The sequence below is a fragment of the Ruegeria sp. AD5 genome, from assembly GCF_056542345.1.
The window spans coordinates 125,798-147,164 of record NZ_JBQFZR010000004.1; the positions used below are offsets into that span (position 1 = coordinate 125,798).

Sequence of the window (21,367 nt, forward strand, 5' to 3'; positions counted from 1 at the left end):
GTATAGCAAGGCATGGCAAAAAAAGCAGTCCGCAAACCGCGCGGTAAGAAAAAGAAGGCGTCCAGATCAAACAAAACAACAGGCCTTATCGCTCGGATACGGCGCTGGACCCTTCGTGTTGTTCTGGCGATGGTCGTGGCTTTTGTGTCTTTGGTTCTGATCTATTCAGTCGTGAACCCGCCGGTCACGCATACGATCTGGTCCGAGTGGCGGCGGCTTGGGAAGGTTGATCGCGAGTGGGTGCCGATCGAAGAGATTGCCCCGATCATGGCGCGGTCGGTCGTAGCAGCCGAGGATGCCAACTTCTGCCTGCATTGGGGCTTTGATGTCGAAGCGATCCGCGATGCGCTGGAAGATGGCGGCAGCCGGGGTGCATCGACCATCACGCAGCAGGTGGTCAAGAATGTATTTCTCTGGCAGGGGCGCAGCTGGGTCCGCAAGGCGCTTGAAACCTCGATGACTCCGATTGTTGAAATCGTCTGGAGCAAGCAGCGCATTCTCGAAGTGTATCTGAACGTCGCGGAAACCGGACAAGGGATCTTTGGCGTCGAGGCCGCGGCGCAGAAGTATTATGGGGTGAGTGCGGCAAAAATGTCTCCGACACAAGCGGCGCGTGTGGCGGCGATTCTGCCATCCCCGCGCAACCGGTCGGTGACGGATCCATCGGTGCGGACCCGCAGGCGTGCCGCGTCAATTCTGGATGGAGCGGCCACCATCCGCGCAGATGGACGCGCCGCGTGTTTCGAGGATTGAAACCCAGACCCCTCAGCGGCTAAAGCTTGAAGGGTACTCTACTGGTTCGAATGGAAGTTCATGGCGCGTCTGTTTCACGTCCCCCTCTCGCCCTATTGCCGCAAGGTTCGCCTGTCTCTGGCCGAAAAGAAGATCGAGGTTGAGCTGGTCGAAGAACGATACTGGGAACAGGACCCGGATTTTTTGCGCCGCAACCCGGCGGGTAAGGTTCCTGTGCTGCGACTGGATGGTCAGATCATGGCCGAGAGCGCCGCGATCTGCGAATATATCGAAGAGACCCGACCCGAGCCACCCTTGATGCCTAAAAAAGCCGAAGCACGTTATGAGGTGCGGCGGTTGGTAGGCTGGTTTGATGACAAGTTTCACCACGAGGTGACCTCAAAGCTACTGTATGAGCGGGTGAACAAGAAAGTAACGGGGCAAGGCTATCCGGACAGCAAGAACGTCAAGGAAGGCGCGCGCGCGATCAAGTATCATCTGGATTATATGGCTTGGTTGCTGGATCACCGTCGCTGGCTGGCCGGAGATCAGATGACATTGGCCGATTTCGCCGCGGCGGCGCATCTGTCGGCGCTGGATTACATTTCGGACGTAGATTGGAACCGAAGCTCTGCGGTGAAGGACTGGTACGCCAAGATCAAATCCCGCCCGGCGTTCCGCTCGATTCTGGCGGATCAGGTTCCGGGATTCCGGCCACCGCCACATTACGCGGATCTGGATTTCTGATAGATTGAGGGGTAGGGGGCTGTCCGCCCCCTCTTGGCCATTGGGCCAATTCACCCCCGAAGGTATTTTTGGCCAGATGAAGAGCGGATCGGAGTTGAAACAGCGGTTGGTGGAGCAAGCCTTGTCTGAGGGGTTTGTCGCCTGTCGGGTTTGTCGTCCTTGGGATGTGCCCCTTGTTCCCGAACGGTTGGATGCCTTTCTACAAGCCGGATATCATGGCCAGATGGGCTGGATGGCTGAGCGGGCTCATTGGCGCGGTGATCCGTCTGTGCTGTGGCCTGACGCGCGGTCGGTGATCATGCTTGCGGAGAGCTATACGCCCGAGCATGACCCGACTGCGGTGCTGGCGCATTCCAACTTGGGCGCCATTTCGGTTTATGCGCAGAACAAGGATTATCACGATCTGGTTAAGAAGCGCCTCAAACGATTGGCGCGCTGGCTGATTGCCGAGGGTGGGGGTGAAGTGAAGGTGTTTGTCGATACTGCTCCGGTGCCAGAGAAGGCGCTGGGGCAGGCCGCTGGGCTGGGGTGGCAGGGCAAGCATACCAATCTTGTCAGTCAGGATTGGGGAAATTGGGCCTTTTTAGGGTCTGTTTTCACAACTTTGGATTTGCCTGTGGATGGCGCTGAGGTCGACCATTGTGGCTCATGCCGCGCGTGTTTGACGGCCTGTCCGACCGACGCGTTTCCGGCACCGTATCAGTTGGATGCGCGGCGCTGTATTTCGTATCTGACCATCGAGCATAAGGGGCCGGTGGAGGAAGAGTTGCGCGCGCTGTTGGGCAACCGAATCTATGGCTGCGATGATTGTCTTGCGGCCTGCCCGTGGAACAAGTTTGCGGTCGCGGCCAGTGACCTTCGCTATGCGGCGCGGGAGGAGCTAAAGGCGCCTCCGTTGGCGGAACTGGCGCAGCTGGATGATACAGCATTCCGCGCGATGTTCTCGGGCTCGCCGATAAAGCGGATCGGCCGGAATCGGTTCGTGCGGAACGTGCTTTATGCGATTGGGAACTCAGCGGTGCCGGCGTTACTGCCGGTTGCACAGGCGCTGACCGATGATCCGGACCCGACCGTGGCTGATGCAGCGCGCTGGGCGGCATCCCGGTTGTCGTAAACAGGCTGGACGCGCCGCAGGAAAACGCTACACCCGGTTCTGGCGAACAGATGGAGGACCCGATGGCGTTGGCTTTGGGGGTGGATACGGGCGGAACCTATACGGATGCGGTGCTGATCCAGGATGAGCGCGAGGTGATCGCATCGGCCAAATCGCTGACCACACGAGCGGATCTGGCGATTGGTGTGGGCCGCGCGGTTTCTGCTGTGCTGGAGACGGCTGATGTGTCTCCGGATCAGATTGGGATGGCATCGTTGTCGACAACGCTGGCCACCAATGCGTTGGTCGAAGGCCAGGGCGGGCGCGTGGCGTTGATCTATGTCGGGTTTCGGGAAAGCGACCTTGAGAAACACGGTCTAAGAGAGGCGTTGAAGGGCGATCCGGCTTTGGTTCTGGCCGGGGGGCACAACCATGCCGGGGGTCAGGTCGCCGAATTGGATGTTGCAGGGCTAGAGGCCTTTTTAGACTCACATTCAGGCATTTCCGGCTATGCGGTTGCGGCACAGTTCGCGACCAGGAATCCGGCGCATGAACTGGAAGTGGCGCGCGTGATTTCCGAGCGTACGGGAGCGCCGGTCACGTGCTCTCATCACCTGTCGGCCAAGCTGAATGGGCCAAAGCGTGCGGTGACCGCCGTGCTGAATGCACGATTGATCGGGATGATCGACCGCTTGATCGGGCGCGCGCAGGATCAGTTGCGCGCGCAGGGCATCACCGCCCCAATGATGGTTGTGCGCGGGGATGGCGCTTTGATGAGCGCCGAGCAGGCGCGGGAGCGTCCGATTGAAACGATCCTAAGTGGCCCTGCGGCCTCTATCGTTGGCGCGCGCTGGCTGACCGATGTTGAGAACGCGCTGGTGTCCGATATCGGCGGGACCACGACCGACGTCGCGCTGATCAGAGATGGCAAACCTGCCATCGACCCCGCAGGCGCGCAGGTTGGCGGTTTCAGGACCATGGTTGAAGCGGTTGCGATGCGGACTCATGGTTTGGGCGGTGACAGTCAGGTGCATGTGGTGACCGAAGGCTTGGGCGGCGGTGTCTTCCTTGGGCCGCGTCGGGTGCTGCCGGTGTCGCTGATCGCAGCTGAGGCCCCGGATGTGGTACATGCGGCATTGGATGAGCAATTGCGGGCGACGACTGTAGGTGAACATGACACGAGGTTTGCCCGTCGTGTGCCGGGTATCCCCGCCGATGGGGTCGGGCCGCGTGAATCAGTGTTACTGGACCGGTTGGAGGATCGTGTTGTGCCGCTCAGCAGTCTGTTGCAAACCCGGATGGAGCATGGGGCACTGGGTCGTTTGGTGGATCGCGGGATCGTACAGGTCTCGGGTGTCACCCCTTCGGATGCCAGCCATGCTCTGGGGCGGCTTGCGGATTGGGACTGCTCGGCAGCGCTCAAGGCGCTGGAACTGATGGCGCGTAAGCGGGTTGGATCAGGGGACAGGCTGGCAGTATCGCCTGAAGCGCTGGCTCAGCTCATTGTCGATCAGTTGACGGAACAAACCTCATTGACCTTATTAGAGACTGCTTTTGCCGAGGAAAGCCATGGGTTTGACCAGCCTGCAAGAGATCTGGCCCGGCATGTTCTGACGCAGCGCGGGTTGGCGAAACACCGTGGGTTGTTGGCATTGGATACCGCGCTGAATGTGGATGTAGTGGGCCTTGGGGCTTCGGCCCCCAGCTATTACCCGGCAGTCGGAGAGCGGTTGCATTGCAAGATGGTCCTGCCAGAGCATGCCGGTGTTGCAAATGCCATCGGTGCGGTTGTCGGGCGGCTGACCCTTCGGCGGGCCGGTTCAGTTACGTCCCCGGCCGAAGGCCGCTATCGGGTACATCTGGAAGAGGGGCCGCAGGATTTCTCGGACTCGAATTCCGCTCTACAGTTGCTTGAAGATGTGCTGCGCAACCAGGCTGAGGGCGCGGTGCGCCAAGCAGGTGCCGAGGATATACGCGTGACAGTCGACCGCGATATCCGCACCGCCAAGATTGAGGCGCAAGAAGTATTCGTCGAAGCGTTGATCACGGTTGAGGCGAGCGGACGACCTCGGGTGGCGGTCGGATAGCCCCGCAAGGGGCTATACCGCGCATATCATTCTGCCGCACTGGAGCGTTTTGGCAGCACCCAGTCCGGGCGCGGGAAATGGCAGGTGTATCCGTTGGGGATGCGCTCTAGGTAATCTTGATGCTCGGGCTCGGCTTCCCAGAAATCGCCGACGGGTTCGACTTCGGTCACCACATTGCCGGGCCAAATGCCGCTGGCGTTGACATCGGCAATTGTATCTTCGGCCACCTGTTTCTGGGCATCGTCCACATAGTAGATCGCCGAGCGATAACTCATTCCGCGGTCATTGCCCTGACGATTCAGGGTGGTCGGGTCGTGGATCTGGAAAAAGAACTCTAGCAGATCGCGATAGGTGATTTGGGTCGGGTCGAACCAGATTTCGATCCCTTCAGCATGGGTGCCGTGGTTGCGATAAGTTGCGTTTGGCACATCGCCGCCGGTGTACCCGACGCGGGTGCGCGAGACGCCGGGCAATTTGCGGATCAGGTCCTGCATGCCCCAAAAGCAGCCTCCGGCCAGAACGGCGCGTTCATCGGTCATCAGATATCCTCCACATGGATCAGAAATTCGCCATACCCTTCGGCCTCCATCTCGTCGCGATGAATGAACCGCAGCGAGGCGGAATTGATGCAATAGCGTAGCCCGCCATGTTCGCGGGGGCCATCGGGAAACACGTGGCCCAGGTGGCTGTCGCCGTGTTTCGAGCGGACCTCGGTCCGGATCATGCCATGAGTGGTGTCGCGAAACTCTTCGACATGTTCATGTATGATTGGCTTGGTGAAACTGGGCCAGCCGCAGCCGGATTCGTATTTGTGGGTCGAGGCGAACAACGGCTCGCCCGAGACGATATCCACGTAGATGCCCGGTTCCTTGTTGTTCAACAGCTTGCCAGTGCCCGGGCGTTCGGTGCCGCTGCGCTGGGTGACGTGAAATTCTTCAGGTGAGAGGGCCGCAATGACCTCGGGGTCTTTGGTATAACGGGACATGGATCCTCCGGTGTTTGAATGATGATGTCCTATTTGGGCATAGATGCGCAGGAATCAAAACCATATTACAGCGCGCTCGCGGGTCTGTGCAGTTGATCCAAACGAATGCACAGCGCGTATGATTTATAACAGGAGGTGAAGTGATGTTCCGTATGGCTCTGTTGACTGCTCTGATCTTGTTGGGCAAAGCCCTTCAGGCGGCACCACTGACGGGCGAATTTTCATCAATCGATGGCGGGACATTATCACTGGAAGACTGGCGCGGACAGCCCGTGCTTGTGGTCAACACGGCGTCGCTTTGCGGCTTTACCGGACAATACGCAGCGTTGCAGGAGCTGCACGAAACATATGAAGAACGCGGGCTGGTGGTACTGGCGGTCCCGTCGAATTCGTTCAAACAAGAGCTGGCGTCGTCGAAAGAGGTCAAGAATTTTTGCGAACTAAATTATGACCTTACGCTTCCGATGACGGATATCACTCCAGTGAAAGGTTTGGATGCCCATCCGTTTTACCGAGCTGTTGCTGCGCAGACTGGCTTTGTCCCGAAATGGAACTTTAACAAAGTGCTTATTGGCCCCGAGGGTGAGGTCGTTGCCACCTATGGGTCAAGCACCAAGCCAAATGCGCCTAATTTGATAGATCAGGTCGAGGCGTTGCTGCGCTGACCGGGCTCGCGCGACAGCTGTACGGCAAGAATACCCAGTGTTGTGATCAGAACCCCCACCGCATCCAATGGGCCCAGCTTCTCACCCAGTAAAATGGCGGCGATGGTCACGCCGAATACCGGGTTGAGGAAATGGAACGTTGCTGCACGGATCGGGCCGATGCGATCCAGTAGCAGGAACCAGATGAAAGTTGCCAGAAGGCCCGGGAATAACGTGGTGTAGGTGAAAGCCAGCAAAAAAGGCAGTGTGGCGTGGATATGAATAGACTCGAACACCGGGGCGGCGAGAAACAGCACCGCCGATCCGATAAGCATCTGCAGCCCAACCACCATCATGAAGTTACCGCCCGAAGTCGCCCCCCGAACAGCCAAGGTGGCAAAGGTCAGCGCAAGCGCTCCGATTCCGCAGAGCAGAACCCCGAACAGATCGACACCAGCGTCAATCCGGCTACCCATGATCAGCGCGACACCGACAAAGCCCGCTAGCAAGCCGACGATCCCCAGCGGGCGCATCCGCTCACCCAATAGCAGCCAGCCGGCAAGGGCTACCAGCAGGGGCATAGTCGAGGCGATGATCGCCGCGACCGAAGCCTCAACTGTCTGCATCGCATAGAAGTTTAGACCCAAATAAAGGGCATTTTGGCAGATTCCGAACAGAATAGTGGCGCGCCATTGGTTGCGAGTCAGGCGCCAGCTTTGCCCCATGGCGCGTGCGATCGCCACGCCAATTAGTCCCGATATCAGAAATCGCAGCGCCAACGAGAACAAAGGCGAGGCATCGGCAACGATGATCCGCGCCGAGCTGAAGGCCGAAGACCAGATGAGGGCGAAAACAAGCCCCATGGCGATGGCGCGCAGGTCCATTACGGCCTCCTGATGAAATTCGGGCGACTGTTCCTGATTCTAACATGAGCTGCAAGGACCCATTGCGTCGAATAGCGGGGTCGCCCGATAGATGGCATTAATGAGCTTGCGCGCAATGAGAATGAGCAGTGCTTTTGTAGAAAAGCACTGCTCATCATTATGATTCAGCTTGTCGCTTGATTCAGGCAAAAAAGCTAAGATCGTCCATCGAGAACCAACCCGCGTTCTCAACGTGCTCGTTGGTGATTTCACCTCCCGATGCGACGAACTCGACGTGATCAATATCGCGCCAGTCAAATTCGTGGGTGACGTGATCGAATGTCAGATCGACCTCTGCGGAGTGCACCAGCTCATCGCCATTATAGGCATTGATTGTGACTTGGTTTGCCCAGTTCGATTCAGGAATATACGTGGTGTCCGATCTGGAAGCATTGGCCAAGGAAACGCTGTTGAAGTTGAATTCTTCGCCATCGCTTTTGGAGAAGCCAACCGTTGCCCCCCAGGAATTGAACGCCTCCAGGTCGGGGTCGGGATTCGAGCCACCGTATTCGTATGGGGTTAGAATGCCATCAGTGTTGCTCTGCCCTTTGCTAACACTTGCAATAAATGCACCATTCAGCACCTGATCATTGTCTTTGATGCGGGTTCCGTCATTGAAATCCAGCACGAACTCTTCAAGCGGGTCAGGCGGGGTCAGTTCCGGGAAGTATTGGAACAAGGATTCAGGGATGTCCTCGACCTTTTCATACAAAGAAATCTCTTTCCCGGCTGCGTCTGGATAGCTGGTGACTTTCAATGCCCAAGAAGCACTGTCGTCCCCGTCCAGTTGCAGCACGTCAGAACGTTTTCCATCCGCATAAAGTGTAACGGTTACGTCCCCATTATCTTTCTCCAGCCGACGTTCCGAGATTTGTCCGTCCTGATAGGCGGTCGTGATCGAATCCCAGGATTTCGCATCCAGCTCATCGGTCTGGCTGATGCTGACGCGCTGGCCATTTGACCAGATCTCATGTTTCACGACTCCATTGTCATATGTCGTTGTCTTTTCAGATTTCTTTCCACTGCCATCAAATGAGGTGCTAATGGTTTCCCACGACTTTATGTCGCTTCCGTCTGTCTGCGTTACGTTGCTATGCTGTCCGTCTTTCCACGTTTCCTGTCTGATAATTCCATTGTCATAGGTGGTCGTCCGTCCGGTTGTCTCTCCGTTGACATCGAAGAACGTGTCGATCCGATCCCAGGATTTGGTTTGTAGAAAGTCCTGAACAGTACTGAAATGACCGGGCGCGAAGACTTCAACCGTCCGGGTACCATTATCGTTTGTTATCGTGCGGCCTATGATATTGCCCGACGCATCATAGCGTAGAACGATCTGGTTCCAGGGTTTTGCACCGTCTCCGAAAAACCCATCTTGGATGAGAATCTCATTCGGAACACCATTTTGAAAGGTCTCGGTCACGCGGATACTGTCTGGATAAACCGTTCCGCGTTCGGTCATTATGCCATTGGCGTCATAGTCAATGAACCGATTATCAAAGCCCAATGCCTCTTCTGTTCCGACATAAAATTCCTGACGCAAAACGCCGTCTTCGTAAGTCCCGAAGACCGCGTATCCGGCATCAAAAGTCGTCCGCGTTGCAACGACAACATCGTCTTCAATCGTGTATTGGATGCTTGCCCAGTCGAATTGATTTTCTGTATCGAATTCAGTGGTTTGATATCGTGCCATAAATCGAGATTCCTCAATAATACTTCCCATTAAGCGAGTGGATGAGGAATATGACACAACTATGGCGATAGCTGCAAAAACTCGATATTAATCAGATGCTTACATAACTTATTCAGACAAAAAAAGGGCCGCCCGGTGGCGACCCCTTCGATCTTGCGATCTGTCTTCGGCGAATTAGCCGTTGACGCTGTCTTTCAGAGCTTTCGCGATGGTCATTTTGACCACTTTGTCGGCTTCTTTCTTGAACTGCTCGCCGGTGGCGGGGTTGCGCACCATGCGCTCGGGGCGCTCGCGGCAGTAGATTTTGCCAACGCCGGGCAGGGTGACGGCACCACCGGCCGAAACTTCGCGAGTGATCAGGCCGGTCATGGCCTCCAGCGCGGCATTTGCGGATTTCTTGTCAGTTCCCATTTCCTCAGCGAGAGCAGCCACCAGCTGAGTCTTTGTCATAGGCTTTGCCATTTCTTGGTCTCCTTAACGTGCCCGATCTATAGGGCCTCACCGCGTAACTGTAACGGGATATTGTGGCTGAACACAACGAATAGTAGCACTAAAAACCCCAAAAATAGGGGAAATTCGTTGCTTTTTTGCTTCAGAGAAAGGCCGTTTCGTCAAACGAACGCAATTTCCGGCTGTGTAACCGTTCCAGCGGCATGCCGCGCAAGTGCTCCATCGCCCGGATTCCGATCGCCAAATGACGACTGACCTGAGTGGTATAGAACGCCGAAGCCATGCCGGGAAGCTTTAATTCACCATGCAAGGGCTTATCCGAGACGCACAGCAAGGTGCCGTAAGGAACCCGGAACCGATAACCGTTGGCTGCGATTGTTGCACTTTCCATATCCAGCGCAATCGCACGGGACTGGCTGAGCCGTTGCACCGGGCCGGACTGATCGCGAAGCTCCCAATTGCGGTTATCGACCGAGGCGACTGTACCTGTTCGCATGATACGTTTCAGCTCGTAGCCTTCCAACTCGGTTACCTCGGCCACAGCCTGTTCCAGCGCGACCTGGACTTCGGCCAGCGGTGGGATCGGCACCCAGACGGGCAGGTCGTCGTCCAGCACTTTGTCCTCGCGCAGGTAGGCATGTGCCAGTACGAAATCCCCAAGCGCCTGCGTGTTGCGCAGACCGGCGCAGTGGCCGACCATCAACCAGGCGTGCGGGCGCAGAACCGCAATGTGGTCGGTGGCCGTTTTGGCATTCGATGGCCCGACGCCGATATTGACCAGCGTAATCCCAGACCCATCCGCGCGTTTCAGGTGGTAGGTTGGCATTTGCGGCAGTTTAAGGGGCTGTTCCAGTACGGCTTCGGCGTCCGTGATCTCAACATTCCCGGTCGAGACAAAGCTGGTATAGCCGCTGTCGGGATCAGCGAGTTGCGCCCGTGCGTAGCTCTCAAATTCCGAGACATAGAACTGATAGTTGGTGAACAGCACGTGGTTCTGGAAATGACCGGGGTCAGTCGCGGTGTAATGCGAAAGCCTTGCCAACGAATAGTCCACGCGCTGGGCCGTGAACAGCGCAAGGGGCCCGGCTTCGTTTTCCAGCTCGTGCACGCCATTCACGATATCGTCGTTTGTTGTATTCAGGTCCGGTACATCGAACGCATCGCGCAGAGTGAACCCAGCTGCACCCTGATGCGGGACAACCAGATCCGGGTTATTGGCGACAGCGAAATGGACCGGGATCGGCGTTTCCGAAGCTCCGATTGTGACCGGCTGATCGTGGTTCTTGATCAAAAGCGCGATCTGCTGGGTCAGATAAGACCGGAACAAATCGGGGCGCGTCACTGTCGTGGCATGCGTGCCTGGTTCGGACACGTGCCCAAAACTCAACCGGCTGTCGACCTGCGCGTAGGACGAGGTCCTGATCCGGATTTCGGGGTAGAACGCTCGAAATCTTTCGGTAGGAGCGCCGTTCTTGAGCGCCTCTGCAAACTTGTCGCACAGGAATTTCGTCGCCTGTTCATAAAGCTCTTCTAAACGCGCGACGGCTGCCAGCGGGTCAGTAAATTTCTCAGGGTTAGGAACGTCAGGAGTTCGGATAGTAGTCATGCAAGGGGTTCCAGAAGTTCGATCTTTTCAAATGTACGCACGTCCACCAGCCCAAGGTCTGAGATCCGCAGTTCTGGGATCACAACCAAGGCCAGCAGAGAGTGCTGCATATATGCGTTGTTAAGCTGACAGCCGCAGGCCTTCATCGCCTCGACCATTTGTTCGGCTTTGGCGGCAACCTCAGCCGCTGGGCTGTCAGACATCAGGCCTGCGATAGGCAGTTCCACCAGGGCCAGTTCTTCACCATCGCGGAAGATCGTGATGCCTCCACCCACTTCGGCCAGCCGGTTCGCGGCCAGTGCCATCTGTTCACGGTCGGTGCCGACAACAATCATGTGGTGGCTGTCATGCGCGACGGTCGAGGCCATGGCCATTTTGCCCTGATATCCAAAGCCCGAGACAAAGGCGTTCGTCACACCCCCGGTAGCGCGGTGCCGCTCGACCAATGCGATCTGGCACACATCACCTTCGCCTTCGACCAGCCCTTCGATAATCGGTAGCTCGGATTTCAACGCTTGCGTCGGGGCCTGATTTTCAACCACCCCGATCACGTTGGCCATGACACGGTTCGCTCCGGCAGGGGCTGCGATCTCAAAGTCGGTTGAGGACAGCACGTGACCAAGATGAACGGTATTCCGCGCCTTGGCAGGCCAATTCAGATGCGGGCAATCGATTGTCACTGACCCGTTCTCAGCGACGATCTGTCCCCGCGCAATCACGGTTTCAATCGGCAGCTCTGTCAGGTCCGAACTCAGGATGATATCCGCACGCCGTCCGGGAGTGATCGAGCCGATCTCGCGCTCCAACCCAAAATGGGCCGCCGTGTTGATAGTCGCCATTTGCAACGCGACCAGAGGATTACATCCGCAGGCAATCGCATGGCGCACGACGCGATTCATATGCCCATTGTTGACCAAAGTGCCGGAATGGCAGTCGTCGGTGCACAGAATGAAGTTCCTCGGGTCCAGCCCTTTCTCTGTCACTGCGGTGATCTGGCTTTCTACATCATACCAAGCCGATCCCAGCCGCATCATGGACCGCATCCCCTGACGGACCCGAGCTATCGCGTCTGCCTCGCAGGTGCCCTCATGGTCATCGGCAGGACCGCCAGCGACATAAGCGGCGAAATCAGACCCTAAATCGGGCGAAGCATAGTGCCCGCCAACGGTTTTGCCGGCGTGCTGTGTGGCCGCGATCTCTGCCAACATCTTCGGATCGCCATGAATGACACCGGGAAAGTTCATCATCTCACCCAGACCGATGATACCGGGCCAAGACATCGCCTCGGCCACATCCTCAGCAGTGATTTCGTACCCGGTCGTCTCCAACCCGGGAGCTGATGGCGCGCAGGACGGCATCTGAGTGAAAATGTTCACCGGCTGCATCAGCGCTTCGTCATGCATCAGGCGCACGCCTTCCAACCCCATCACATTGGCGATCTCATGCGGGTCGGTGAACATCGAAGTTGTGCCATGCGGAATGACCGCACGGGCAAATTCGGCCGGGGTCAACATACCTGATTCGATATGCATATGTGCGTCGCATAACCCCGGCACCAAATAGCGACCGTGCGCGTCGATGATCTGAGTCTCAGGACCGATACAATGCGCGGCGTCCGGCCCCACAAAAGCAACGCGCCCCGCAGCGATCGCCACGTCATGGTCAGGCAGGGTTTCGCGGCTATGCACATTGACCCAAATGCCGCCACGGATCACCGTATCGGCGGCCTCACGGCCCGCAGCAACAGCGATGAGACGAGGGGCGGTATCGGGCCAACTTGGGAAGGGAGTGTATTCCATGGCCCAACTTTCCCGAATGCGACGCAAGGTGCAACCCCCACGATTAAGGTATCATGAAATCATCACAATACCTGCCAACCGCAGCGCTTCAGCGCTGCCACGCCCAACCAGAGGAGATGCCCGAAGGGCATTGACGATGGGCGGGAGCGACCCGCAGTTAGTTTTGACGATCGGCTTCGATCTCGGCACGCAGCCAGTCGACAAACGCCAACGCGCCGGGCGTTTCCTCGGCCTGAGGCGATAGCAATAGATAATAGGCCTCAGGCATTGCGGCGCGATGGTTGAACGGCGCGATCAGGTGGCCTTCGTCAATCAACCGTTTTGCGATCGTGTCGTGGGCTAGACACAAGCCTCCTCTGGCCATCGCAACGGACAGGCTGACCAGATAGGTCGTCGAATAGGTTACCTTGGGTTTTTCCCAAGTTAGACCCTGATCTGTGATCCAGTTTTCCCAATTCGACAACAAATTTGAACAGTCGAATAGAGGCTGTTCCTGCAGGGTTTCCAGCGTCACCGGGAAGTTGGGGGCACAGACAGGATAATAGTGATCAGTCCGCAGCAATTCTGTCCGCACCGTATCGGCCGGGCGCAGCGAATAGCGGATTTCCACCGCCGCGCCTTCGGCCATTTCGCGTGGCTCCCATAGTTCGGTGAAGATGTTCAGATGTACATCCGGATGCAGTTCCCGAAACCGGGGCAGGCGCGGAGCCAGCCAGTTGACGGCAAATGTGATGTTGCTCTGGACCTGAACCGCGTTTTGTTGTGCGCCCGTGACGGCTTGTGTCCCCCTTACCAGAGTTCGAAAGGCTTCACGCACGACCGGCAAATAGGTGATACCAGCTTCGGTCAGCTCCAATGCACGCGGGCGACGCAGGAATAAGGGCTGACCCAAATAGCCCTCAAGCGATTTAATTTGCTGGCTGACTGCGCTTTGCGTCATGTTCAAATCCCGCGCCGCCCCCGTGAATGACAAATGACGGGCCGCAGCTTCAAATGTGCGCAGCCAGCCGAGCGGAGGAAGTGATTTCTGCATACTTATAACTCTGCCAGTAGTTTTACTAATGAACCAGGCATGTTTTTTTCGTTGGTCAAACGTTTGCGGTGAAGGCACGATTTCCCAGAAGTCAATTGACCAGCGAAGGAGCCCGGCATGAGCGTTACAAACCTGCGTCCCAACATCGATCATTGGTCCGAACGCGTGGACATGGCCGCCGCATTCCGCTGGACCGAACGGTTGAACATGCATGAAGGGGTGGCGAACCATTTCAGCCTTGCGGTGAACGAAGACGGCACGCAGTTCCTGATGAATGCCAATCAGATGCATTTCGCGCGTATCAAGGCGTCAAATCTGCTGCTGCTTGATGCCAATGACAAAGATGTCATGGACCAGCCCGGCGCACCGGATCCGACGGCTTGGGGGCTCCACGGATCGATCCACCGCCATTGCCCGCATGCGCGCTGCGTGATGCACGTGCATTCGATTTTTGCGACGGTTCTTGCCTCGCTGGCAGACAGCAGCTTGCCGCCGATCGATCAGAACACCGCAACTTTCTTCAATCGCTACGTAATCGATGAAGAATTCGGAGGTCTGGCTTTTGAAAACGAAGGTGAGCGCTGTGCCGCGATGCTGTCGGACCCGAAAAAGAAAGTCATGATCATGGGCAACCACGGGGTTTTGGTGATCGGCGACAGTCCGGCAGATGCCTTTAACAGACTCTATTATTTTGAACGCGCCGCGGAAACGTACATTCGTGCTCTTCAAACCAGGCAACCTTTGCGCGTTCTGTCCGATGAGATTGCTGAGAAAACCGCGCAAGAGCTTGATGAATATCCCGGTCAGGCCGAAGCACATCTACGCGAAATCAAATCTGTTCTGGATGCCGAAGGCTCGGATTACGCAACCTGAAGCGCACTGTTAGGAGTTTCAGCCATGACCGATATGCATGATGCAGAAGCCGCCCGATGGAATTACCGCCCCGAAGGGCCCGTCGGTTTGAACCCTTTGTTCAACTGGCCGCCGCGTCCTGCGGCTATCCTGAACTGGTACAAAGGGGCTTGGCTTCCCCTTACGTCGCTGACGCTTTGCATGGTGATGGCTTTTGCCGCCTATTTCGTGTTTTTACCTCCATTAGAGACCATGCAGAGTTTCGCGCCCGGCTGGATGTTCCGTATCTGGCTGCTGAACATGGTGCCTCAGATCATGATAGCAGGAGGTCTGCATTGGTGGCTTTACATGCGCAAAGGGCAGGGCATGTACAAGAAATTCGACCGGCGTGATCTGACACGTGACAATGGGTCGTTTACCTTTCGAAATCAGGTTTTGGATAACATCTGGTGGACGCTGGGAAGTGCGATGACTGTGGCGACGGTCTATCAGTCGCTGATCTACTGGGCCATGGCGAATGGCTATGCGCCAGTGATAACCTGGGCCACGGCCCCCGTTTGGTTCGTGATCTGGATGCTTTTCATCCCGATGTGGTCAGGGCTTCATTTCTACTGGGTGCACCGATTGGAACATCACCCGAAACTCTACAAGCACGTTCATGCTGTGCACCATCGCAACGTCAATATCGGACCATGGTCAGGAATATCGAACCATTGGTATGAAAACCTTCTCTATTTCACCACCTACTTCATCCATCTGATTGTACCATCGCATCCACTGCATCTGCTGTTTCACGCCTACTTCCAGCAGATCAGCCCTGTACTGTCTCACTCGGGTTTCGAAAAGCTGAAGGCTGGTGAAACGGATGCCGCGCGGGCAGGGGACTTCTTCCACCAGCTTCATCACCGGTATTTCGAGTGTAACTACGGCACATCCGAGATTCCGTTCGACAAGTGGTTCGGCACTTATCACGATGGTTCAGCCGAGGCGACAACGCGGACACGGGCTTTCAAGAAGCAGATGTATACTTAAACACGAGGGCGTTCTGCCCCGCCGAGTTCTGCATAGGTCCGTATATGACCTACGCAGAGCTTTGGTCAGGTTTTCTCAAACAATGCGATCAAAGCGACGTCATCTTTGTTGGGGCCGGCAGCAAGATCGCCATAAATCCGGACCTGCGTTAAAGATAAGTCTCTGATCTGATCCGCCTCGAGGCGGCGGAAGGTATCGGCGAACCCGAGCGCCTCAAAGTGTTTTGCGTTGATCGACAGGGCGAACTGCGCACCGTGGCGTGCGACACGCAAGAGCGCTGGCAAAACTTCTGGCCCAAGATGGCCATGGGTGAACGTTCCGGACGAGACGACACCGGCATAGCTGCCGCGCGGAACCGGCAGGCCCTGATTGAGATCGGCTTCGATCGCGTCGCGATAGATATCCTTGCGCATCGCCTCGTCCAGCATTTCGGCGCTGATATCGGTGGCGTCGATCGGACCCACGCCTAACCCGGCCAGAATAGCTCCGCATAACCCAGTGCCTGCGCCTACATCCAATACCGGGCCTTGTCCGCCTGCACCCACAAAAGCGCGCGCCGTGTGGATGTGGAGTTGATAATCCTCAAGCGCTGCGAAACTGTCGTCATATTCCCCTGCCCATTCCGCATAAAGGCGCTTGTTCTCCTCGGGCGATTTCAGGGAGTAGGCTGCGTGCAAGTCAGGTGTCTTTTTGGTCATTTCTCAATGAATGCGCATCAGAGGATTCGAATCAAGTGCGTCCATCCGGCGCTTGCATCCACGTGCCGGGCAGATCATCAAAGGGACCATGACACAGACACTATTCTCCTTCGGCCACGGCTATTCTGCCCGAGCGATATCGAGGCAACTGGATCCAACCACATGGCGGGTCATCGGAACCACGCGTGATTCCCAACAACTTGAGACAATTCGCGATTCGGGTGCCGAGCCTCGTGTCTGGCCAGGGGATCGGCCTGATCTGGACGGGGTGACGCATCTGCTTGTCTCTACAGCACCCACAGCCGATGGTGATCCGGTGCTGGCGGAATTGAAGGATGAGATCGCCGCGCGGATCGGACAGTTCAAATGGGTCGGCTACCTGTCGACCACAGCCGTTTACGGGGATCACCAGGGAGGCTGGGTGGATGAGACGACGCCCGCCACACCGACGGCTGAACGTGGCCGTTGGCGCGTGCGTGCCGAGGAGCAATGGGGCGGCATTCCGGGCCTGCCCTTGCATATCTTCCGACTGGCAGGGATTTACGGGCCGGGTCGCGGGCCGTTTTCAAAGCTGAAACGCGGAGGTTTGCGGCGGATCATCAAGCCGGGCCAGGTGTTTTCGCGCATTCATGTTGACGACATCGCACAGGTTTTGATCGCGTCGATGGCCAAACCCAATCCGGGTGCGATCTACAATGTCTGTGATGATGAACCGGTGCCACCGCAGGATGTGATCGGTTATGCCGCCGAGTTGCAAGGTCTGCCGATGCCACCTGCTGTTCCGTTTGATGAGGCTGATCTGACTCCGATGGCGCGCAGTTTCTATAATGAGAACAAGCGCGTTCGGAATGATCGGATCAAGGATGAACTGGGCGTCTCATTGCTCTATCCGAACTACCGTGTAGGGTTGGAAGCACTGATGCAGCATCAGAAGGATGCCACTTGATCACCGCGCCTTGCCAAGAAACCGGCACGGATTGTATGGGATTTCGATGAAAGACCGCTCTGTCCCGCTGAACATTACCGTTTCGACCCTGACCCGGCAGCGGCCCGAGATGCTGGCCGCTTTGATTCGAAGCTGGGGAGAGATGAAGCTGCCGCCCGACTGCTCGGTGCGATGTTTGGTGGTGGAAAACGACAGCGCAGCGCTCAGCGAAGGTACCGTGCAGGCAGTAGGGGAGAAGCTGCCTAATGGAGCAAGTCTGAACTATGTCCTTGAGACCGAACTCGGCATCCCGTTCGGACGCAACCGAGCCGCACGCGAAGCGTTGGAGAATGGCTCGGATCTGCTCTGTTTTGTCGATGATGACGAAGTGGTGGCGGTCGATTGGCTTGAACGGTTGGTCGCCGGATATCGCAACAGCTCTGCCGTGCTAATGGGCGCTCCGCTTCGTGCGGCGGGGCCATCGGGGCAGGAGACCGCGATTCAGCGGCTGATGTTGCGCAATATCAGCAATCGTTACCTCGACAAGGAAAACGCGGCTGCAAAGAAAGCCACGTTGAACGGTACCGGTGGCGTGACCATCGTGACAAATAACTGGCTGGGCGAGACACGTCTGTTCAGCGAAACCGGCCTTTGGTTCGATGAAACCATGCGGATGACCGGCGGGACGGATGCAAAGTTTTATGCCGAGACCGTTGCTGCAGGCTTACCGGTCGGCTGGGTGCCCGACGCTTTTGTGTACGAGACCATTCCTCCCGAAAGGTTGTCATTCTGGTATCAGACCGCCCGGGGAAGGGACCAGTCCAACACCCATATGCGCCGTAAGCTTGATCAGAAGCCAACAAAGGCGATCTTGGGGTTTTTGAGCACCCCCTTTCGCTTGTTGGCGCTGTTAGGGGCAATCCTTCTGTTTCCGTTCCAACCAGATCGGCGATTGATCCAGATCGCCCGAACGGTTGGGTGGCTTGTCGGGGTATTGGGAATTCCCTTCGGCTATAAATCGGCCCTTTATAAGAAGGTCAGTGGCCACTGAATCTGGGCCGGTCAATCCGTTTTGCGCTAACTCAGTTCAGTCGTTTCATGCGCGGCCATCATCGGAAGCTTATTTGCGTCCACTCTCTCTCGTGCCCGACTTGCGAGGTACGGTGAAGCTTGGTGGTGCAGTCGCAATCACGCGCTTCAGGGTCAGGCTGCGCGTAGATGTTCAAGTGATAGCTCTGGATTATCAATATCATCAAAAAACAAAACTTATATGAATGGCTTGGATTTGCTAAATCTACATCCAAACAGAAAGAACGAGTCGTTAATGCTATTTCCTACAATGAAGGCAGGGCCGATCTGCGCGATCCCGCGTAACGCCCTTGCCAAGGACGAGCGCAAAAACACTCAAGACCCCTGTTTCTCGTTTCAAAGTTAACCGCGCGACGCACACATCTAGCCAGGACTGGAGATCGATATGGACGGAAGTGATACACCCAACATGGGCAAATGCCCGGTAATGCATGGCGCCGAGGCCCGGTCCAACCGGGATTGGTGGCCGAACCAACTGAACCTGTCGATTCTGCATCAGCATAGCCCTGCATCGAACCCGATGGGCGAGACATTCGACTATGCCGAAGAGTTCAAGAAGCTCGACCTGAAGGCACTGAAGGAAGACCTTTATGCGCTGATGACGGATTCGCAAGATTGGTGGCCCGCAGATTATGGGCACTATGGCGGTTTGTTCATTCGTATGGCCTGGCACGCAGCGGGCACCTACCGCACGGCAGATGGCCGCGGCGGCGCATCGACCGGCAATCAGCGGTTCGCGCCTCTGAACAGCTGGCCGGACAATGGCAACCTGGACAAAGCGCGCCGTCTGCTGTGGCCGATCAAGCAGAAGTACGGCAACCAGATCTCGTGGGCTGACCTTTACATATTGGCGGGCAACTGCGCGATCGAATCCATGGGCGGTACAACATTTGGATTCTCCGGTGGTCGTGAAGACATCTGGGCACCCGAAGAAGACATTTATTGGGGTGCCGAGACCGAGTGGCTGGCCCCAACCGAGAACCCGCACAGCCGCTATTCGGGCGAACGTGATCTGGAAAACCCGTTGGCCGCTGTGCAAATGGGTCTGATCTATGTGAATCCCGAAGGTCCAGATGGTCAGCCAGATGCCTTGGCTTCAGGTCGCGATATTCGCGACACCTTTGGCCGAATGGCGATGAATGACGAAGAAACCGTTGCTTTGGTTGCGGGTGGTCACACCTTTGGTAAGGCCCACGGCGCCGGTGATCCCGGTCTTGTCGGTCCCGAACCCGAGGCCGCCCCGATGGAGGCGATGGGCTTTGGCTGGATCAACGACTTTGGCAGCGGCAAGGGTGATGATACCACCACCAGCGGCATCGAGGGTGCCTGGACCGCAAACCCGACCAAGTGGGACAACGGTTACTTCGACCTGCTGTTTGGCTACGACTGGAACCTGACCAAGAGCCCAGCGGGCGCGTGGATCTGGGAACCTGTTGGGGTCAAGGAAGAGGACATGGCCCCGGCAGCGGGTGATCCATCGAAAAAGGTCAAGACTATGATGACCACCGCCGATATGGCGATGCGCATGGACCCGATCTATGGCCCGATCTCGAAGCGCTTCCACGAAAACCCGGACGAATTTGCCGATGCCTTTGCCCGCGCGTGGTTCAAACTGACCCACCGCGACATGGGTCCGCGTGCGCGTTATCTGGGAGCCGAGGCACCCAGCGAAGAGCTTATTTGGCAAGACAACGTCCCGGCCGTGGATCACGCGCTTATTGACGACGCTGATGTAGCCGATCTGAAAGCCAAGATACTCGCGACGGGATTGTCTGTCTCAGATCTGGTGTCGACCGCTTGGGCTTCGGCCTCGACCTTCAGGGGATCGGATATGCGTGGCGGTGCCAACGGTGCGCGCGTTCGTCTGGCCCCGCAGAAGGATTGGGAGGTCAACGAACCGTTGAAACTGTCCAAGGCGCTGGATGCGCTGGAAGGCGTTCAGAAAGCGTTCAATGACGCACAGTCTGGTGACAAGAAGGTCTCATTGGCCGATCTCATTGTCTTGGGTGGTGGTGCTGCCATCGAAAAGGCAGCCAAGGCCGCAGGTCATGACGTTGATGTTCCCTTTAGCCCCGGCCGCACCGATGCTTCGCAAGAGCAGACGGATGTCGAGTCTTTCGCGGTGATGGAACCGATAGCGGACGGTTTCCGCAACTACCTGCACAAGGAATACTCGGTTCCGGCTGAGGCCCTGCTGGTAGACAAAGCGCAACTGCTGACGCTGTCGGCACCGGAGATGACTGCGCTTGTAGGTGGGATGCGTGTGCTGGGCACAAACTTTGACGGAACTTCTCATGGTGTGCTGACCGAACGGGTCGGCACGCTCAGCACCGATTTCTTCGTGAACCTGCTGGATATGGGCACCGAATGGAAACCATCCGGTGACGGCGTCTATGAAGGCCGCGACCGCGCAAGTGGTGACGTGAAGTGGACAGGTACCCGCGTGGATTTGGTCTTTGGGTCGAACTCGCAGCTGCGGGCACTGGCCGAGGTCTATGGTCAGGACGACGCAGGTGGCAAATTTGTCTGCGATTTCGTCTCGGCCTGGAACAAGGTGATGAACGCGGATCGTTTTGATCTGAAGTAACCCTATAACCATCGCAGTAAATTGCGCCGCCCGAGGAGAGTCGGGCGGCGTTTTCATGCGCCTGACTCAGGGCGCGTACCAAGCATTGGGTGCGATTCCGCCGAGAGACTGTTCTTTCTCTTTCTACAAACCTCCTTTTTGTGAGTTCTCGGGAGGATTTGTTAAGCTAACCTGTTGTTTTTATTAAGGTGAAGAAGAAGGTGGTCGGAAATGTGAAGTTTTTTCAAATTGGGGGTTGCAGGTCCCAGACCTAATCCGTAAATACCCCTTCACCGGCGCTGCTGAGGTGCTGGGACGCGGTGGGAGCTGCGGAGACGCTCGGGAGAGACTGGGGGCATCTGAGGTTTTTGATTGGGCGGTGGCGCTGAGAGATTGGCGTTATGGTCTGGTTTTTG

Annotated in this window: 19 protein-coding genes; 10 read left to right on the forward strand and 9 right to left on the reverse strand. The window is 56.8% G+C overall.

Annotation, left to right across the window (positions count from 1 at the left end; all coding sequences use genetic code 11):
* Positions 1-12: 12 nt before the first annotated feature.
* The 4 genes from mtgA to ACR0JG_RS18415 all read left to right on the forward strand — a co-directional run bounded on the left by mtgA (position 13) and on the right by ACR0JG_RS18415 (position 4,659).
* Positions 13-753: a monofunctional biosynthetic peptidoglycan transglycosylase gene (mtgA, locus tag ACR0JG_RS18400; RefSeq protein WP_170636748.1), complete on the forward strand. Its 741-nt coding sequence runs from the start codon at positions 13-15 to the stop codon at positions 751-753.
* 60 nt (positions 754-813) lie between these two features.
* Positions 814-1,479, forward strand: a complete 666-nt coding sequence (gene fzlA / locus ACR0JG_RS18405; protein ID WP_170399162.1) for an FtsZ-binding protein FzlA — start codon at positions 814-816, stop codon at positions 1,477-1,479.
* A gap of 76 nt (positions 1,480-1,555) precedes the next feature.
* Entirely contained in the window at positions 1,556-2,593 is a 1,038-nt protein-coding gene (gene queG, locus ACR0JG_RS18410) for a tRNA epoxyqueuosine(34) reductase QueG (protein WP_170515246.1), read from the forward strand.
* Between the two features lie 62 nt (positions 2,594-2,655).
* On the forward strand, positions 2,656-4,659 hold the full coding sequence (locus ACR0JG_RS18415; protein WP_480571740.1) for a hydantoinase/oxoprolinase family protein: 2,004 nt from the start codon (positions 2,656-2,658) through the stop codon (positions 4,657-4,659).
* A 26-nt stretch (positions 4,660-4,685) separates the two neighbouring features.
* On the opposite strand, the gene msrA is transcribed toward ACR0JG_RS18415, so the two are convergent.
* The gene (msrA, locus tag ACR0JG_RS18420) at positions 4,686-5,198 is read right to left on the reverse strand and encodes a peptide-methionine (S)-S-oxide reductase MsrA (RefSeq protein WP_170408742.1); all 513 of its coding nucleotides are present in this window, start codon (positions 5,196-5,198) and stop codon (positions 4,686-4,688) included.
* Entirely contained in the window at positions 5,198-5,644 is a 447-nt protein-coding gene (msrB, locus tag ACR0JG_RS18425; protein ID WP_170399151.1) for a peptide-methionine (R)-S-oxide reductase MsrB, read from the reverse strand. Before msrB ends, msrA begins: the two co-directional genes overlap by 1 nt.
* Before the next feature lie 143 nt (positions 5,645-5,787).
* Between msrB and ACR0JG_RS18430 the strand changes: the two genes are divergently transcribed.
* Positions 5,788-6,309 carry a glutathione peroxidase gene (locus tag ACR0JG_RS18430; protein ID WP_480571743.1) on the forward strand — a complete coding sequence of 174 codons (522 nt, stop codon included), beginning with the start codon at positions 5,788-5,790 and terminating at the stop codon, positions 6,307-6,309.
* On the opposite strand, the gene ACR0JG_RS18435 is transcribed toward ACR0JG_RS18430, so the two are convergent.
* The 6 genes from ACR0JG_RS18435 to ACR0JG_RS18460 form a co-directional block, all read right to left on the reverse strand.
* The gene (locus ACR0JG_RS18435; RefSeq protein WP_170737314.1) at positions 6,285-7,172 is read right to left on the reverse strand and encodes a DMT family transporter; all 888 of its coding nucleotides are present in this window, start codon (positions 7,170-7,172) and stop codon (positions 6,285-6,287) included. The two genes, ACR0JG_RS18430 and ACR0JG_RS18435, sit on opposite strands and share 25 nt — an antisense overlap.
* Before the next feature lie 181 nt (positions 7,173-7,353).
* On the reverse strand, positions 7,354-8,901 hold the full coding sequence (locus ACR0JG_RS18440) for a hypothetical protein (RefSeq protein ID WP_480571746.1): 1,548 nt from the start codon (positions 8,899-8,901) through the stop codon (positions 7,354-7,356).
* A 174-nt stretch (positions 8,902-9,075) separates the two neighbouring features.
* Positions 9,076-9,363, reverse strand: coding sequence for an HU family DNA-binding protein (locus ACR0JG_RS18445; RefSeq protein ID WP_010442901.1), 288 nt, complete (start codon positions 9,361-9,363; stop codon positions 9,076-9,078).
* A 130-nt stretch (positions 9,364-9,493) separates the two neighbouring features.
* Positions 9,494-10,957 (reverse strand): AMP nucleosidase, encoded by a 1,464-nt coding sequence (locus ACR0JG_RS18450; protein ID WP_480571749.1) that lies wholly within the window; start codon positions 10,955-10,957, stop codon positions 9,494-9,496.
* Positions 10,954-12,756, reverse strand: coding sequence for an adenine deaminase (gene ade / locus ACR0JG_RS18455; protein ID WP_480571751.1), 1,803 nt, complete (start codon positions 12,754-12,756; stop codon positions 10,954-10,956). Before ade ends, ACR0JG_RS18450 begins: the two co-directional genes overlap by 4 nt.
* 157 nt (positions 12,757-12,913) lie before the next feature.
* Positions 12,914-13,789 carry a LysR family transcriptional regulator gene (locus tag ACR0JG_RS18460; protein ID WP_480571754.1) on the reverse strand — a complete coding sequence of 292 codons (876 nt, stop codon included), beginning with the start codon at positions 13,787-13,789 and terminating at the stop codon, positions 12,914-12,916.
* A 117-nt stretch (positions 13,790-13,906) separates the two neighbouring features.
* Between ACR0JG_RS18460 and ACR0JG_RS18465 the strand changes: the two genes are divergently transcribed.
* Both ACR0JG_RS18465 and ACR0JG_RS18470 read left to right on the forward strand, forming a co-directional pair.
* Complete coding sequence (locus tag ACR0JG_RS18465) at positions 13,907-14,662, forward strand: class II aldolase and adducin N-terminal domain-containing protein (protein ID WP_170515321.1); 756 nt, start codon at positions 13,907-13,909, stop codon at positions 14,660-14,662.
* 24 nt (positions 14,663-14,686) lie between these two features.
* The gene (locus ACR0JG_RS18470) at positions 14,687-15,673 is read left to right on the forward strand and encodes a sterol desaturase family protein (protein ID WP_170515319.1); all 987 of its coding nucleotides are present in this window, start codon (positions 14,687-14,689) and stop codon (positions 15,671-15,673) included.
* A gap of 65 nt (positions 15,674-15,738) precedes the next feature.
* Here the strand turns inward: ACR0JG_RS18470 and ACR0JG_RS18475 are convergent, their stop codons facing one another.
* Positions 15,739-16,371, reverse strand: coding sequence for a class I SAM-dependent DNA methyltransferase (locus ACR0JG_RS18475; protein WP_170408735.1), 633 nt, complete (start codon positions 16,369-16,371; stop codon positions 15,739-15,741).
* 88 nt (positions 16,372-16,459) lie between these two features.
* Here ACR0JG_RS18475 and ACR0JG_RS18480 point away from each other — a divergent pair, with 88 nt between their 5' ends.
* From ACR0JG_RS18480 to katG, 3 genes are all read left to right on the forward strand, one after another.
* A complete protein-coding gene (locus ACR0JG_RS18480; protein WP_170515316.1) occupies positions 16,460-17,317 on the forward strand; it encodes an SDR family oxidoreductase in 858 nt (285 codons plus the stop codon).
* A 46-nt stretch (positions 17,318-17,363) separates the two neighbouring features.
* Positions 17,364-18,347: a glycosyltransferase gene (locus tag ACR0JG_RS18485; protein WP_170567193.1), complete on the forward strand. Its 984-nt coding sequence runs from the start codon at positions 17,364-17,366 to the stop codon at positions 18,345-18,347.
* 423 nt (positions 18,348-18,770) lie between these two features.
* Entirely contained in the window at positions 18,771-20,972 is a 2,202-nt protein-coding gene (katG, locus tag ACR0JG_RS18490) for a catalase/peroxidase HPI (RefSeq protein WP_480571757.1), read from the forward strand.
* Positions 20,973-21,367: the final 395 nt, after the last annotated feature.

Excerpts from the sequence above, each read along its gene's own strand:
- ACR0JG_RS18445 (WP_010442901.1), bottom strand. The coding sequence starts at position 9,363 with ATGGCAAAGCCTATGACAAAGACTCAGCTGGTGGCTGCTCTCGCTGAG.
- ACR0JG_RS18485 (WP_170567193.1), top strand. The coding sequence starts at position 17,364 with ATGAAAGACCGCTCTGTCCCGCTGAACATTACCGTTTCGACCCTGACC.
- ACR0JG_RS18465 (WP_170515321.1), top strand. The coding sequence starts at position 13,907 with ATGAGCGTTACAAACCTGCGTCCCAACATCGATCATTGGTCCGAACGC.
- ACR0JG_RS18435 (WP_170737314.1), bottom strand. The coding sequence starts at position 7,172 with ATGGACCTGCGCGCCATCGCCATGGGGCTTGTTTTCGCCCTCATCTGG.
- queG (WP_170515246.1), top strand. The coding sequence starts at position 1,556 with ATGAAGAGCGGATCGGAGTTGAAACAGCGGTTGGTGGAGCAAGCCTTG.
- ACR0JG_RS18475 (WP_170408735.1), bottom strand. The coding sequence starts at position 16,371 with ATGACCAAAAAGACACCTGACTTGCACGCAGCCTACTCCCTGAAATCG.
- ACR0JG_RS18480 (WP_170515316.1), top strand. The coding sequence starts at position 16,460 with ATGACACAGACACTATTCTCCTTCGGCCACGGCTATTCTGCCCGAGCG.
- fzlA (WP_170399162.1), top strand. The coding sequence starts at position 814 with ATGGCGCGTCTGTTTCACGTCCCCCTCTCGCCCTATTGCCGCAAGGTT.
- ACR0JG_RS18450 (WP_480571749.1), bottom strand. The coding sequence starts at position 10,957 with ATGACTACTATCCGAACTCCTGACGTTCCTAACCCTGAGAAATTTACT.
- ACR0JG_RS18460 (WP_480571754.1), bottom strand. The coding sequence starts at position 13,789 with ATGCAGAAATCACTTCCTCCGCTCGGCTGGCTGCGCACATTTGAAGCT.
- ACR0JG_RS18430 (WP_480571743.1), top strand. The coding sequence starts at position 5,788 with ATGTTCCGTATGGCTCTGTTGACTGCTCTGATCTTGTTGGGCAAAGCC.
- msrB (WP_170399151.1), bottom strand. The coding sequence starts at position 5,644 with ATGTCCCGTTATACCAAAGACCCCGAGGTCATTGCGGCCCTCTCACCT.
- ade (WP_480571751.1), bottom strand. The coding sequence starts at position 12,756 with ATGGAATACACTCCCTTCCCAAGTTGGCCCGATACCGCCCCTCGTCTC.
- katG (WP_480571757.1), top strand. The coding sequence starts at position 18,771 with ATGGACGGAAGTGATACACCCAACATGGGCAAATGCCCGGTAATGCAT.
- msrA (WP_170408742.1), bottom strand. The coding sequence starts at position 5,198 with ATGACCGATGAACGCGCCGTTCTGGCCGGAGGCTGCTTTTGGGGCATG.
- ACR0JG_RS18440 (WP_480571746.1), bottom strand. The coding sequence starts at position 8,901 with ATGGCACGATATCAAACCACTGAATTCGATACAGAAAATCAATTCGAC.
- mtgA (WP_170636748.1), top strand. The coding sequence starts at position 13 with ATGGCAAAAAAAGCAGTCCGCAAACCGCGCGGTAAGAAAAAGAAGGCG.
- ACR0JG_RS18415 (WP_480571740.1), top strand. The coding sequence starts at position 2,656 with ATGGCGTTGGCTTTGGGGGTGGATACGGGCGGAACCTATACGGATGCG.
- ACR0JG_RS18470 (WP_170515319.1), top strand. The coding sequence starts at position 14,687 with ATGACCGATATGCATGATGCAGAAGCCGCCCGATGGAATTACCGCCCC.